The 15,409-nt window shown below is 47.2% G+C and carries 11 protein-coding genes; 7 read left to right on the forward strand and 4 right to left on the reverse strand.

Features of this window, described 5'->3' with window-relative positions:
- Positions 1 to 107: 107 nt before the first annotated feature.
- The 4 genes from CWE13_RS08470 to hexR form a co-directional block, all read right to left on the reverse strand.
- Positions 108 to 3,086 (reverse strand): TonB-dependent receptor, encoded by a 2,979-nt coding sequence (locus CWE13_RS08470; RefSeq protein ID WP_126807721.1) that lies wholly within the window; start codon positions 3,084 to 3,086, stop codon positions 108 to 110.
- 31 nt (positions 3,087 to 3,117) lie between these two features.
- Positions 3,118 to 5,754 (reverse strand): glycoside hydrolase family 16 protein, encoded by a 2,637-nt coding sequence (locus CWE13_RS08475; RefSeq protein ID WP_126807723.1) that lies wholly within the window; start codon positions 5,752 to 5,754, stop codon positions 3,118 to 3,120.
- Positions 5,755 to 5,947: 193 nt separating this feature from the next.
- Complete coding sequence (gene gap, locus CWE13_RS08480) at positions 5,948 to 6,955, reverse strand: type I glyceraldehyde-3-phosphate dehydrogenase (protein WP_126807725.1); 1,008 nt, start codon at positions 6,953 to 6,955, stop codon at positions 5,948 to 5,950.
- A 36-nt stretch (positions 6,956 to 6,991) separates the two neighbouring features.
- The gene (hexR, locus tag CWE13_RS08485; RefSeq protein ID WP_126807727.1) at positions 6,992 to 7,840 is read right to left on the reverse strand and encodes a transcriptional regulator HexR; all 849 of its coding nucleotides are present in this window, start codon (positions 7,838 to 7,840) and stop codon (positions 6,992 to 6,994) included.
- Positions 7,841 to 8,006: 166 nt separating this feature from the next.
- Here hexR and zwf point away from each other — a divergent pair, with 166 nt between their 5' ends.
- The 7 genes from zwf to CWE13_RS08520 all read left to right on the forward strand — a co-directional run bounded on the left by zwf (position 8,007) and on the right by CWE13_RS08520 (position 15,395).
- Complete coding sequence (zwf, locus tag CWE13_RS08490) at positions 8,007 to 9,482, forward strand: glucose-6-phosphate dehydrogenase (protein WP_126807729.1); 1,476 nt, start codon at positions 8,007 to 8,009, stop codon at positions 9,480 to 9,482.
- A gap of 28 nt (positions 9,483 to 9,510) precedes the next feature.
- Positions 9,511 to 10,203: a 6-phosphogluconolactonase gene (gene pgl, locus CWE13_RS08495; protein WP_126807731.1), complete on the forward strand. Its 693-nt coding sequence runs from the start codon at positions 9,511 to 9,513 to the stop codon at positions 10,201 to 10,203.
- A gap of 3 nt (positions 10,204 to 10,206) precedes the next feature.
- A complete protein-coding gene (gene edd / locus CWE13_RS08500) occupies positions 10,207 to 12,021 on the forward strand; it encodes a phosphogluconate dehydratase (RefSeq protein WP_126807733.1) in 1,815 nt (604 codons plus the stop codon).
- Positions 12,022 to 12,084: 63 nt separating this feature from the next.
- Positions 12,085 to 13,083, forward strand: coding sequence for a glucokinase (locus tag CWE13_RS08505; protein WP_126807735.1), 999 nt, complete (start codon positions 12,085 to 12,087; stop codon positions 13,081 to 13,083).
- 13 nt (positions 13,084 to 13,096) lie between these two features.
- Positions 13,097 to 13,741: a bifunctional 4-hydroxy-2-oxoglutarate aldolase/2-dehydro-3-deoxy-phosphogluconate aldolase gene (locus tag CWE13_RS08510; RefSeq protein WP_126807736.1), complete on the forward strand. Its 645-nt coding sequence runs from the start codon at positions 13,097 to 13,099 to the stop codon at positions 13,739 to 13,741.
- Between the two features lie 53 nt (positions 13,742 to 13,794).
- Positions 13,795 to 14,862 carry a catalase family peroxidase gene (locus CWE13_RS08515; protein ID WP_126807738.1) on the forward strand — a complete coding sequence of 356 codons (1,068 nt, stop codon included), beginning with the start codon at positions 13,795 to 13,797 and terminating at the stop codon, positions 14,860 to 14,862.
- A complete protein-coding gene (locus CWE13_RS08520; RefSeq protein ID WP_126807740.1) occupies positions 14,859 to 15,395 on the forward strand; it encodes a cytochrome b in 537 nt (178 codons plus the stop codon). The genes CWE13_RS08515 and CWE13_RS08520 overlap by 4 nt, the downstream gene beginning before the upstream one ends.
- The last annotated feature ends 14 nt before the right edge of the window (positions 15,396 to 15,409 follow it).

Consider the following 15,409-nt stretch of genomic DNA (forward strand, 5'->3'; position numbering starts at 1 on the left):
GTAATACACAACAAAGCAAAAAAGAAACCGCACTTCATTGAAGTGCGGTTTTTTGTATGCTCATCCTTGATGCTAAGTTCTTCCTTGCAGGGCTACATGTTCACATTTTAGAAGCTATAGCGTGCGGCTAAAGTGTAACGAGGACCATACTGACGAGCGAAAAGGAACTGCCGCTCATAGCGCCCGTAACCTTGCTCTGTTTCGTTTGTAAGGTTCAGCCCTTCGAAGAATATGCTGAAGTTATCATTTACCGCATAACTCACACTCATATCCCACTGGCCGTAAGCTTTCGCATATTGTGGTGGAGCATCTGATGAGCCTTGTGCTTGGCCAACACCAATCAAATAGCTATCGCGCCATGCGTAAGTAACTTTTACCGACCAACCATGTTTTTCATAGAACCCTTGTAAGTTCGCAGAATCGCTTAAGCCCGTTAACGGTGCCTGCTGCGTTAGGTTGCTGTTATCAAAGTTTACATCGCCGCTAACCAATGTAGCGTTTACACCCAAACCAAAACCAGATTCGCCGAACACGTGCTGTACCGCAAACTCAACACCCTCTACCGTTTTACTATCGGTGTTCGTAGGCTGCGAGATTTGCCACACCATAAGTGGATCATCTGCATTTGGTTCAATAACACCATCCGCATTACCGTAACCAAGCGCCAGCATTTCATCGAAAATTGCAGTGCTAGTAGCTTGTTCACCGCGGCCCTCAATGGCAGCTACGGCTTCTTGATAACGTGGCCCTTGAGAAATATCCCGAAGCCCATCGATAGTGGTTTCTGTAATCGTATTTTGAATAAAGTTATCAACATCTTTTCGGAATACGCCAATGGCCGCGTAGCTACCCGGGCCGTAATAATACTCCAATGCTAAATCGATATTCGTTGATTCAAACGGCAGAAGATCGGTATTCCCCTGGCCACCTGAACGTGCTCCTGGGCGCGGGCTGCCACTTAACGAACGGCCACCGGCTAAATTACCCAGAGGCGCTCTTGAAATGGTTTTACCCGCCGAAAACCGGCCTATCAATTGATCGGTAAGTTCAATTTTAAAATCTAAATTCGGTAATAACACATCATTACTACCTGTAAGCGTAAGGAAGCTCACTTCATCTTGTGGTTCATATTGCATGATCCACTCCGAAGCACTTACCCAGTTTACTTGCCGTTCAACCCGTTGGCGCACGCGGCTCGTTACATCCGTAGTTTCGTAACGTAAACCCACATTTAAATTTACCGGGCGGTTTCGTATATAAAACTCCCAATCCGATTGCACGAAAATTGCGTCGGTAACTTCACCAACATAGCTTTCACTATTAATACCATCGATATATGGGTCGGCTAGATACACGTCATCACCCATAAGATCTCGGGTGAGGAAAGCTATTTGCCGCGCTACCGCTTCATCATAATCATAGATGTAATAGTAGTTCGTGAGTAAATCACTACCACCACCGGTAAATTGGTCTAGGAAATCACCCGTGCCCATTCTCGTGAACATACTATCTGGGAATATCTCAGGAAATGCCGGGTTAAAACCTGGACCACCACGCAATCCACTCCACGCTTCATAACCGCCCATATCTTGATCGGTACGGGAAAAACCACCGGTAATTTTTGTTAACGGTAAATCGAAGGTATTGAAATTTAGCCAATCAGTTTTGAACTGATATTGCTTAATATTTGATTCTGCCGGGCGATGAAAAAACTGGCTGAAATTCGAATCAATTTCACTGGGCGACAACACGTTAGTGCCATTATTCCAGTTGATTTGCATCTGCGGAATATCGCCATTTCGATAATCGTACACTTTCGAACGCAGTTGATCAGAGCCCAAAATTACCTGACCAAAATTCCCGCTGCCCGGATCGGCGCCATCATCAGTTTTCGTTGATGAATCATGCACATCAAACCAAAAACTTAGGCTATCGCTCATTTCATATTCGATATTTAAGCCAACAGAGCTTGATTTAACCTCGGTGGTTCCTTTTTCAGCAGTAAATGAACCATCATTACCTGCTATATCGGCGAAAATTGCAGTGCCATCTTCGTCCAGTTCATAGGAATTGATATTGCCACCGAACTCATTCCAAATACCCCAACCGAACGATTCTGTGCCTGTTAAACTCCGGCTTGTCGTATAGTCAGTAGTAACCACCAAGCCATCAACCGGCGCGAACTGCAATGTTAACTGGCCATTTGTACGCTGCTGGCTAACATCAGCAAAGCCGTAGTTCATATCTTTGGGGAAGAAGTGATTCCCGATACGATTCCCTTCGCCATCAAGTGGGCGAGGATCAATCACATTTGCTTCATCAAGAGAAGGCAAAGGCACATTCGCTTGCCACCCTTGAACATTGGCTTGTTGAGTTTGGAAATCTCTGCGGTATTGGGAGAATGACAATGCCACACCGAAACGATTATCAGCAAAGCTATCGCTGTAAACCGCGGCTACTTCCGGTGTCACGGTATCGCCAAGGTCTACCGAAGAATCATGGATTCCTTTTGCCATTATTACTAGGTTTTGTCGGCTCCGCTCAAGCGGCTTCGGCGTAACGATGTTAACCGTAGCGCCCAAGCCACCACTTGGTGTTGCCGCGCGCCCCGTTTTATAAACCTCAAGTCCCGCGACACCTTCCGATGATAAGTGCTCGAGGTTATATGAACGGGTGTAACCTGTTCCCGGCATTTGCCGACCATTCAACGTAATTAGGTTAAATTCAGGGCCAAAACCACGTACCGTGATCTGGCTACCTTCGCCATTCACGCGGCTTACGGTAACACCGGTAATACGTTGCAATGATTCCGCAAGGTTGGTATCTGGGAATTTACCCATCTCTTCTGCGGAAATCGCATCAACAACACCATCGCTATTGCGTTTAAACTGCGTAGAGCGCGCCAAACTACCAAGGATACCTCTCACTTGGATAACTTCCATGGCTTGCGTTTGCTCTGTTTGCTCAGCTTGCTCTTCTTGTTCTTGCTCTGTTTCTTGCGCGTATAGCGGTGTCATCAAACCGGCGGTCAGAATAACTGACACTGCAACTGCTACAGGGCTTTTCATAAACGTTATTTTTTTCATAATTCTATTTTCCGTTTTTGCGCTGTACGCGTTAAAAGTTGTCGATGGTTACGTTATCAATTTGATAAATCGTACCCTGACCCGTTCCCCAAGCAGGGAACACCATAATCACGTTGATATCGCTCAAATCAAGTCCGGCTTCTGATAGTTCCTGCAAAGAGAATGTATAACGCGCCCATTCATCAGTAGTTGGTGCAGTACCAAAATTGCCAGCAGAAAGCGGGAGTTCAGCAAACGTTTCCGCACCCGTTGATTCAACTTTGAAAAGCCAATCCGTTTCACCATCGGTTGGTTGCTGCACGATACGCATATCAAAACTTATCGCACCGTTTCCAACTAAGGCTGAAGCATCAAATGAATTGTCTTCGTCGGCGAGGAAACCAAGTACGGTTTCTGGCCAACCTGGAATTTCAAATTGGGCAACTGAACCATAGGGTTCGCCAGCATCAACAACCTGAGGCTCAGTTCCTGCACAGCAATCCCAAAGCGACCAGCCTGCAACGATATTGTTTTCGAATATGTTTAACCCACTCACGCCGGCACTCGGGTTATAAATGCGTGCTTCATCTACTCGATAAACTGCACCCTCACCGGTTCCCCACGCTGGGAAAATCATAACCACATCAATGGCAGATACATCCAAACCCTGATCCGAGAGTGTTTGCAAACTAAAGGTATAGGTTGCCCATTCGCCCGTAGTTGGCGCATTGCCACCGTTTCCAGTAGCGAGATCTACTTCAACCGCTGTAGTTGCACCGTCTGATTCAATTTTGAATAACCATGAAGATTCAGCATTGCTTGGCGGAGTTACCACTTTCATATCGAACTGAACCACACCATCAACGAGAATTGATGTTGCATCAAACTGAATGCCACTGCCATCCGCTGGTTTAAAGCCCATTACCGTAGGTTCGGCGCCAACTTGGAACTCAGCAACAGGGCCGCGCTCCTCATCGTCAACAACGCTAGGTGTTGAACCGCCACAGCAATCCCACATTGGCCAATCGAGGTTTTCCGCATCATCAAATAATACTAACTCTGGCGAGGGACCCGTTGGAGCTTCGATTTTTACATTCGTTAATAGGTATTCTGCACCATCACCCGTTCCCCATGCTGGGAAAACCATGATCACATCGATACCCGATACATCTAACCCAGCATCTGCTAACGATTGCAAAGAATAGGTTACGGTTTGCCACTCACCCGTAGCTGGTGCTACACCTTCTTCACTGGCTGTAATAGGCAGCTCTACCTCAGTAGAGGTTTCATTACTTTCAATTTTAAATAACCAGCTTGATTCAGCGCTCGGTTGAGATAACACCTTAATATCGAATTTCACCGAACCTGTTTCAAGGATAGGTGAAGCATCAAATGGCGAGGGAGTACCATTCGGATCGGTAATAAACGCCGACCGAGAAACAAAGCCATTTACTGTAGGTTCAGAACCCACTGTAAAGCGATATGCTGGGCCTGCTTCCTCATCATCAACGAGTTCTGGCGTAGAACCGCCACAGCAATCCCATGCAGGCCAGTTTGGATTTGGCGTGCCATCGAAAATAGTTAAATTGCGGGCAACACCATCTGAAGGCGGCGAAGGAATAGGTGCTTCACCTTCCACAAGCGTATTTTCATCTTTATAGCCAGCACGTACTGTTTCGCAACCACGGCCAGTATTTGGATTCGATGCACACTCGTAAACCCGTACATAGTCGATTTCAAAAGTTTGCCCATCGGTGAACGCCGTTTCATCGATACCCAGCTCGTTCACATTTTCCGGCCAATTGCCGCCAACGGCGAGGTTTAGCAGAAGGTAAAAACGTTGATCAAAAGGTTCTGCCCCGTAAACCACTTCGAGTTCGCCGCTCGATTGATTAAAAAACTCAGCAAACCAACCTCTATGGCGTAAGCCAACCAACTCACCACGGCTATTTACACGAGTAAGCGATTGGGTTTGGGTTTGATACAGGTATCCATCTACATACCAACGAATCTCGCCTTCTTGCCATTCAATGGTGTAAGTATGGAAATCATCAGCCGGGTTGGCACCGCCTGGAATGGTATGTGCTTTGCCCGAAGATGAGTTGTTCGGTGCATCACGGCCGTAATGCAGGGTGCCGTGCACTCGATTTTCTACACCACCTTCGGCGGTTTGAGTGCCTAAGTTAACGGCCTCGACAATATCGATCTCGCCAGATTTCGGCCAACCACCGTAAACTTCATCCGTTGGCATCATCCATATTGCAGGCCAAGTACCTTGGCCACGCGGCATTTTTGCACGCACTTCAATACGGCCATACTTGAAATCACCTTTATTCCGGCTATTCAAGCGAGCCGATGTATAGGGTAACTCAGCACCTTCTTCAGCAGGCAGCGCCACAATTTTCAGCGTGCCATCTGATACATATGCGTTATCGGCGCTATCCGTATAGCATTGCTGCTCTTGGTTACCGCCCCCCCTGCAATTGATTTCAAAATTCCATTTGCTCGTATCTATCTGACCACTATCAAATTCATCACTCCAAACTAGCTGCCAATCTTCCACTGGCGCTAATGTGTCCACCGATTCAAAATCTGAAACCGTTTCCACATCATCGCTACCGCAGCCGGTTAGGCCGAAGGTGATTATGAGGGCTGCTAAAGAGCTCTTCACTATTCTGCTGTTGTACATAACTGAGTTCCTGGTTGTTTACTCATGTTGTTTTACATTTTTATTATGAGGCGAGTTCTATTTTATGAAAGCGCTTTCATAAAATAGAACAAGAAGGTTTTATCGTCAATCACTCGGGTAAAAAAATTGTTATTTATTTGTACTGTTTGCTGTAACTAATTGAAATGTTTGCGGTTTGATAATTGATGGTAAGTTACTTCGAGAACCAAGCAAGTGTGGTGTCTAGCATGCGGTGGCTAAACCCCCATTCGTTGTCATACCAAGCCATTACTTTTACTAAACGGCCGCTCACACGCGTTTGATTGCTATCAAAAATGCACGAACTTGGATTGTGATTAAAATCTGAAGAAACTAATGGTAAGCGATTCACACTCATTACTTTCCCTAACGCACTGGTACTTACGGCTTGTTGAATAATCTCATTAACCTCATCAACGCTAGTTTCGCGGCCGGCAATAAATGAAAGATCCACCAACGACACATTCGGTGTTGGTACCCGAATAGCTAATCCATCAAAACGCCCTTCTAGCTCAGGAATTACCAGCCCTACGGCGGCTGCGGCACCCGTTTTTGAAGGAATCATAGAAAGTGCTGCAGCGCGAGCACGTTGCGGATCACTGTGTAACGCATCAGTAAGATTTTGGTCATTGGTGTATGCATGCACTGTTGTCATTAAGCCATTCTCAATTTCAAGGTGCTCGTGCAACGGCTTTGCCATCGGCGCTAAACAATTAGTAGTGCAAGACGCATTCGATACTATTTTATGCTGCTGGGTAAGCTCGTGATGATTCACACCATATACAATAGTGGCATCCGCTTCTTTCGCGGGCGCTGAGATAAGCACTTTTCTCGCGCCTGCCTGTAAATGCAAAGCCGCTTTATCGCGCTGGGTAAATAAACCACTGCATTCATAAACCACATCTATCTTTAGCGCTTGCCAAGGCAAATCAGCCGGGTTTGGGCAGCTATAAAGCTTAATCTGGTGCTCGCCAACTTGTAATACATTGTCGTTTCGCACCACATCGCTTCGCAGCATTCCGTGTACGGAATCATATTTAAGTAAGTGCGCATGTACATCGAAATTACCAAGATCGTTTATCGCCACAATCTCGATATCTTCATTTCTTGACCGTTCATACCAAGCCCGCACAATATTTTTACCTATTCGGCCGAAGCCGTTTATCGCAACTCTGATGGTCATATTTACTCCAATTACTTCACTGTATTATTTATCGCATTAAGTTCGCTTCTCATAACGCGAATCGCGTAACGTTGCCTTAATCAGCCGCAATTTTTCTTGCAGCTCAGGCCCTTGCTTTAATGTAAAACCGGTCACTAACACGTCTACTAACACCAACTGGGCAATACGCGAAGCCATTGGCATGTACACGTCGGTGTCTTCGGGAACATGAGTGGCTAGCACAAGCGAGCACTCTTCAGCGAGGGGGCTTTCTGTGGATGTAATGCCTATAACCGTTGCACCAGATTGGCGAGCAATTGCAGCTACTTCACAAAGTGCCTTGGTTCTACCTGTGTGGCTCACGAACACCATCACATCATTTTTAGTAGCATTAATAGCTGCCATTTTTTGCATCAGTACATCATCGGAAAACTGCACCGGAGTCGCGAAACGTAAAAACTTGTTATGGGCATCGTGGGCTACCGAAGCTGAGGCTCCTAAGCCAAAGAATGAAATTCGATGGGAACGCGTAAGCGCCTCGATGGTTTTCTCCATCGCCGCTATATCAAGAGAGGCCCGCGTAATATTGAGCGACGCCATGGTCGATTCAATTATTTTTTCCACTAAGCCCTGAGTGCTATCGTTCTGTTCTACATGGCGGTTCACATAGGGTGTACCGCGCGCAATACTCTGAGCCAACTGTAATTTAAAATCTGGGTATCCCTTGGCTCCCATGGTTCGGCAAAACCGGTTCACCGTGGGTTCGCTCACATCTGCTTCTTTCGCCAGCATTGCTATACTCTTATGCAATGTAGCTTCCGGGCTGGCCAAGATCATTTCGCCAACTTTGCGTTCTGATTTACTCAATCCTGCGAGTTCAAGCTGTAATTGTTCTAAGAGTGTCATAGTGGGAATCCTGTGGTATTTTGTAATTAAATTACATTTTATTGGATTTCAATGCAAATGATTGATATGTTATTTTCATATTAAGTAATTAAATTACATTTAACTGTGATTTTGTTTTGTATAGGTCTTTATTTAGGCCGTTTTTACGCATAGCCGCGAGGAACCAATGACATCCACAACTGCCTGTTGCGATTTCATTTTATTTGGCACTTTAGGCGATTTAGCACGCCGGAAGCTGTTGCCCGCCTTATACCAGCTTGAAAAAGCTGGGTTGTTGCACGCTACCACACGCATTTTCGGTGTTGCTCGCGATGAGATAGATGCCCACACCTTTAAAGAAAAAGTTCACGCCAGCCTGATTCAGTTCGTGGGGAAAGAGAAAGTTGATAATGTGGTTTGGGAGCGCCTCGCGGAGCGCTTGCATTACTGCGGTTTTGAGCTCTCACAACTCAGCGATTACTCAATATTATCGGACGCATTGAAACCCAACAACGAACGCGCTTTGGTGAGCTACTTAGCTACGCCACCGCAACTATTCGCTACCGTTTGTAAGGGGCTAAGCGAACAGCAGCTGATTTCGCCACATGCTCGCATCGTATTAGAAAAACCACTTGGCCACGATTTAGAATCGTCTCGTGAGATTAACCAAGAGGTTGCCAAATACTTTGATGAATCGCAGATCTACCGTATCGATCATTATTTAGGTAAAGAAACGGTTCTCAACTTATTAGCATTACGCTTCGCGAACCCTATTTTTTCCGATCAATGGAGCCACAATTCAATTGATCATATTCAGATTACTGCTGCCGAGCAGGTGGGTGTTGAAGGGCGTTGGAGCTATTACGATGACGCGGGCCAGCTTCGCGACATGGTGCAAAATCATTTACTACAAGTACTTGCCCTAATCGCGATGGAACCACCTACTCGCCTAGATGCCGAGAGTGTGCGTGCTGAAAAAATTAAAGTTCTGCGTTCCTTGCGCCCCATTAGTCATGACAATGTTCGCGAAGATACCGTGCGCGGACAATACGGCGCAGGCTTTGTTGGCGATAAACGCGTGCCTGGATACTTGGAAGAAGAGGGCGCTAAGCCGGCGAGTAAAACGGAAACCTTTGTAGCCATCAAAGCGCACATCGATAACTGGCGCTGGTCGCACGTACCTTTCTACTTACGTACCGGCAAACGCATGGCCCAGAAACGTACTGAAATCGTCATTAGTTTTAAACCGCAACCGCATAATATATTTCATGAAACCATGAATGAGCTGCCGCCAAACCGCTTGATTATCCGCCTGCAACCCGATGAAGGTGTGGAAATTCAAATGATGAATAAGGTGCCTGGCTTAGGAAAGCAAATGCAGTTGAAACCAACAACTTTGGATTTGAGTTTCGATCAAACATTTGAGAATCAGCGCATTGCTGATGCTTATGAACGGTTATTGCTAGAAGCTATTCAAGGCAATCAGTATTTGTTCGTAGCGCGCGACGAAGTAGAACATGCGTGGCACTGGATTGATGGCATTCGGAATGCATGGATACAAACCGGTGAAGAACCGAAAAGCTATCCCTCTGGCAGTTGGGGCCCAGCTTCATCGGTTACCCTAATCGCTCACGATGGCCGTGAATGGGATGATGACTTCTAAGCGTTAAACGCACAAATGGCAACGAGTTATGACTTTAAACATGAATAAATTTCAGCAAAGCGACACGCTCACCGAACGGTTAACACAACAGATTAGCCAAATACTTCTCGAAGCCGTTGCTGCGCGAGGCCACGGTTATTTGGTGGTTTCTGGTGGTCGCACGCCGATTCCATTCTTCCAGCAATTAGCTACCCAAGATTTACCGTGGGCTCAAATCACGGTTTTGCTTGCTGATGATCGGTGGCTGCCCGTGCAGCACGAAGCCAGCAACGAAGCGCTAGTGCATAAACACTTGCTACAGCACAAAGCTGCTAACGCAACATTTGTAAGTTTGTTAAGTGAGCATTCAACGCCAACCGAAGGCTTGGCTGAAGTTAATAAACGGCTCGCAGCCTTACCTTGCTTTGATGCGGTAATTCTTGGCATGGGCGAGGATGGGCACACCGCTTCGCTATTTCCTGAAAGCCCACAATTAAATGAAGGTATGACAACCACCAACCCGGCCGTAGCTATTACCCCAATACATGCACCTTTCGAGCGTATATCGCTAAGCAAAACCCGTTTATTGAATAGCCACGCGATCTTCTTTCACTTAGTGGGCGAAGCTAAAAAATCCATATTAGAGCAAGCGATGCAGCCAAACGCTATGTTGCCAGCAAGCGCTTTTCTACTGCAAAACCAGGTACCCGTTACGGTAATGCTCGCCGTACCTGAGGAGTAAATAATGCATAGTGTAATTGAACAAGTAACCCAACGAATTGAAGCGCGCAGTAGCCAAGAGCGGCAACGCTATTTAGAGCGCATGCAGAAAGCGCGGCACAAAGGCCCGCATCGTGGGGCGCTATCCTGTGGCAACCTGGCTCATGGTTTTGCCGCTTGTGGAAAAGATGATAAAGGAAACCTGCGTAGCTTAACGCGCGCAAATATCGGCATCATTACCTCGTACAACGATATGCTTTCAGCACATCAACCTTACGAAAACTACCCTGAGCAGTTAAAACAAGCCATTCGCGAAGTAGGTAGTGTGGCTCAAGTTGCCGGAGGTGTTCCCGCCATGTGCGATGGCGTTACACAGGGTCAACCGGGCATGGAGCTAAGCTTACTAAGCCGTGATGTGATTGCGATGGCGGCAGCTGTTGGGCTATCGCATAATATGTTTGATGGCGGTTTAATCCTCGGTATTTGCGATAAAATCGTACCCGGATTATTAATCGCAGCCCTTAGTTTTGGGCACCTACCGTTTGTATTTGTGCCCGCAGGCCCGATGCCATCAGGGATCACTAATAAAGAAAAAGCCCGCGTGCGCGAACTTTATGCCGAAGGCAAAGTAAGCAAAGCTGAGCTGCTGGACGCGGAAGCGGCTTCATATCATAGCGCTGGCACCTGCACTTTCTATGGCACGGCCAATTCTAACCAGCTGGTAGTAGAGATGATGGGGTTACAACTTCCTGGCTCCTCGTTCGTGCATCCGGGCACACCATTGCGGCAAGCACTCACGCGAGTAGCGGGGCAACAAGTAACTCGCATTACCGAGCTAAGCTCCGATTATACGCCTATTGCTGAAATCGTGAATGCTAAAAGTATTGTGAACGGTATTGTTGGCTTACTGGCTACTGGCGGCTCTACCAACCACACCATGCATTTAATTGCTGTAGCGCGCGCAGCAGGATATTTAGTGAACTGGGATGATTTCACTGATTTATCGGCGGTAACACCTTTAGTAACGCGCATTTATCCGAATGGCGATGCTGATATTAACCACTTCCAACGTGCGGGTGGTATGGCTTATTTAGTGCATACTTTGCTCGAAGCTGGCCTGCTGCATGACGATGTGAAAACCGTTGCTGGTGATGGTTTAACGCGATACACCAAGCGCCCTGAATTGCAGGGCGATAAAGTAGTTTGGCTTGATGGGCCCACGGAATCACTTGATGAAAGTGTATTGCGTAGTGCACGAACTCCATTTAGCGACCACGGCGGCTTAGCAGTGCTTTCTGGCAATTTAGGCCGAGCGGTTATGAAAACCTCAGCAATTCCTGAGGGAACAGAAAGCATCACCGCCCCTGCCGTAGTGCTATCGAGCCAACACGAATTAGATCGCGCATTTCAAGCCGGAGAGTTAAATAAAGATTGCGTGGTGGTGGTTCGTTTTCAGGGGCCTAAAGCCATTGGTATGCCTGAACTACACAAGCTCACCCCACCCTTAGGCGTGTTGCAGAAGCGAGGTTATAAAGTAGCATTGGTTACCGATGGCAGAATGTCGGGCGCATCGGGTAAAGTTCCGGCGGCCATCCATGTTACGCCTGAAGCGGTTGATGGCGGTTTAATCGCGAAAGTTCAAGATGGGGATTTAATCAAATTAGATGCTGAGAACGGTATTTTGAGCATATTAGTTGATGAGAAAACCCTTGCCCAACGCGAAGCAGCCACCATTGATTTAACCGATAGCCATGAAGGCATGGGCCGAGAATTATTTGCCTCGCTGCGCAGCCAGTTTAGTGGTGCGGAATCCGGTGCTTGTTCACTTTTCGATAAATAAACAACAACGCTTTTAAAGTATTATTAAATTAGCGATCAGAAAAATAATAAGAGAAACCTATTTATGGTTAACAACAACGAGCAGTTCAATACGAATACGCACGCAGTAGTGGCCGATATTGGTGGCACTAACGCTCGATTTAGCAGAATTAACCTCGCCACATTTGAGCTCGATCGTATTCAGGTGTTTCCCTGTGCCGATTTCCCAACACTAACCGATGTAATGGCGGCCTACAGCCAAGAGCAAGATGTTCCGTTGGAACATGTAGCGATTGCGATCGCCTGTCCGGTAGATTCCGATGAAATTAACATGACCAATCACCATTGGCAGTTTTCGATTCGGAATGTGCGCAAAATGATGAAGTTGAAAACCTTTGTGGTGCTGAATGATTTTGCTGCAGCTGCGATGAGTATCGTTACTCTGAAGCCAAGTGAATTGAAACAAATAGGTGGGGGCAAAATTAAACCCAAAGCACCGAAGGCGATTTTGGGTGCCGGCACCGGGCTTGGTGTCGGCCATTTAGTGACATTGCCTAACGGCACCGTAATGCCGCTGCCCGGCGAAGGCGGGCACGTAGATTGGGCGCCCACAAATGAAAAAGAATGGGCCGTGCACCGCTTTATTCATAATCGCTTTGGCCGAGTTTCCGCTGAGCGCATTCTTTCTGGGCCTGGTTTAGAAACTCTGTATTTGGCGTTGGCTGACTATCACGGCCGCAATGTTGCTCCGTTGAGCGCTGCTAAAATTGGCCAACGTGCGCTAAGCGGAAATGATACGTTGGCGCTAGAAACAGTAAACCAGTTTTTCGAAAGCCTCGGGTGCTTCGCTGGTAATTTGGCTTTGAACTTAAACACCTATGGCGGTGTGTATATAGCTGGTGGCGTGGTGCCAAAGCTATTAAACCTGATGGCCACCTCTAATTTTCGGGCAAGGTTCGAACACAAAGGGCGCTTTTGTAAAGTGGCCGAAGCCATTCCGTGCTTTGTGATTACTGCTGAATATGCCGGCTTGCGTGGGGTTGGCCAATATTTAAAACAAACCATCGAACAACAGAGTTCTTAACTAAGGAACACTTATGAGCTTCCCGAATTGGCATTTAACGCCAGCCCATATATTTCAGCTAACACCCGTAGTGCCGGTAATGGTAATCGATTCGCTCGACGATGCCCTTCCAATGGCGAAGGCCTTACTGGAGGCCAATATATCCTTGTTCGAAGTAACGCTGCGCACCCCTGTTGCACTAGAAGCTATTCAATTACTGCGGGAAGCTTTCCCCAATGCGGTAGTGGGCGCGGGTACCGTAACCACACCGGCAGAATTGAACGCCGCTCGTGATGCTGGCGCCCAATTTGCTATTAGCCCAGGCATTACAACGAACCTGTTAGAAGTCGGACGCAACGGAGATATTCCATTGATACCGGGCGTAGCAAGTATATCTGAGCTCATGCTCGCAAAAGAAATGGGCTATGATCACCTTAAGTTTTTCCCTGCCGAAGCTGCAGGCGGGTGTGCCATGCTTAAATCGATTGCCGGTCCATTCCCAAACATCACATTTTGCCCAACCGGTGGTATTCACCAGGGTAATTACCTTGAATACTTGGCGTTAGCAAACGTAGCCTGTGTTGGCGGTTCGTGGATCTTGCCAAAAACTGCAATACAAGATAAAGATTGGGAGCAAATTAAGAAATTAGCGCAAAAAGCTATTGCTGATCGCAACTAAGCAAACTGGCGTATAATTCGAATATCCATAAAACCGACAAGGTTACACTCCCTATGTTGAAGCAAAAACCATCCGCGTTACCTTTGCGATATGCCGTTATTATTGGAGCCGTAGGCGGGCTTGGCGCTTTATTATTTGCTGTTGCCGGTGGCCTTGGCCAATCATCGGTAACCGCGCAAGATTTTGTAAACTTACAAGAAGGCAATAATCCCCACCTTGGTTTTCGCCGAGCGCACGCAAAAGGTTTCTGTATTGCCGGTGAGTTTGTGAGTAATGGCTCACTACAACCTTATTCGATTGCGCCGCAGTTTGCGGCCACCTCGACACCTTTTGTTGGCCGTATTTCCATTGCTGGTAATAACCCTACAGCACCTGATTTAAATGCGCCGGTGCGGAGTTTAGCACTCAGCTTTGGTGCAGGTAGCAGCCGCTGGCTTACCGCCATGAACACGCCACCGGTTATGGCGGTAGGAACTCCAGAAGCGTTTTATCAACAGATACAAGCACTCTCTCCCGATCCCGAAACAGGCGAACGGAACCCGGAACGCATTCAGGCTTTTTTTGCTACGCACCCGGAAACGCAAACTTTCCGCAATTGGCAAGCCGGCTATACACCTACCGCGAGTTTTGCCAGCGAGATTTATCACAGTATCAATGCGTTTTACTTAATCAATGAAAATGGCGATCGCCAAGCCGTGCGCTGGGCAGCTATGCCTACCATAAGCAGCAATGAAGAACTCGATAGTGAAAATGTGAATGCCTTGCAAAATGAGTTCTTTGCGCGCGTTGAAGCGCAGCCCGTTGCGTTTGATTTAACCTTCACGTTCGCCAATGATTCCGATGATGAAACCAACCCTACGGTGCTTTGGCCTGAAGATCGCCAACAGGTAGTGGCGGGCCAAATTGTGGTGCACCAAGCAATGCCGGAAAACGAAGGCAACTGTAACGAAATTAACTTCGATCCGTTAGTGTTGCCAAAAGGTATGGCGGCTACCGCCGACCCTATTCTCCGCGCTCGTTCGGCTGCGTATGCTGAATCATATCGCCGCCGTGCTCGAGAGCATTTTTTGAATAGCTCTCTGCAACCCTCACCACAGAAAGAATCGGAGAATAGCCAATGAGCCAGCCAACTACATATAACCTGAGTGCGCGCGTTATGCATTGGGGCATGGCCTTTTTGCTGTTTTCCATGTTGTTTGCCGGCCTTGCCATGGTGCAAAGCTTACAGCCTTGGCATTTAACCCTGCTTGGTTTGCATAAATCGTTTGGGGTTATTGCTCTTATTGCGGTTATGGTTCGCCTTATTATTCGGCTGCGCACCGCCACACCAGCTATGCCCGATAGTATTCCAGCATTACAAAAACGTATTGCTCATGCTTCCCATTGGCTTCTATATGCAGCTATGTTCGCTATGCCGTTAAGTGGCTACTTTATGCAAAATGCGGCTGGCCGGCCGGTTGCGGTATTTGATTTGTTCACCTTGCCGGCGGTTATGCCGGTGAGCTTGCCGTTGTATGGTTTCTTCCGTGAAGTACATGCACTTGTTGCTTGGGCATTAATTGCGCTAGTGTTAGTGCATATTGCAGCAGCGCTACATCATGGTTTAGTGAAACGCGATGGTGTGCTGCAAAGCATGACCGGAAGAAAAAAATAATAACGAGGGCCCTG

The organism is Aliidiomarina shirensis (assembly GCF_003987345.1).
GTDB classification, from domain to species: domain Bacteria; phylum Pseudomonadota; class Gammaproteobacteria; order Enterobacterales; family Alteromonadaceae; genus Aliidiomarina; species Aliidiomarina shirensis.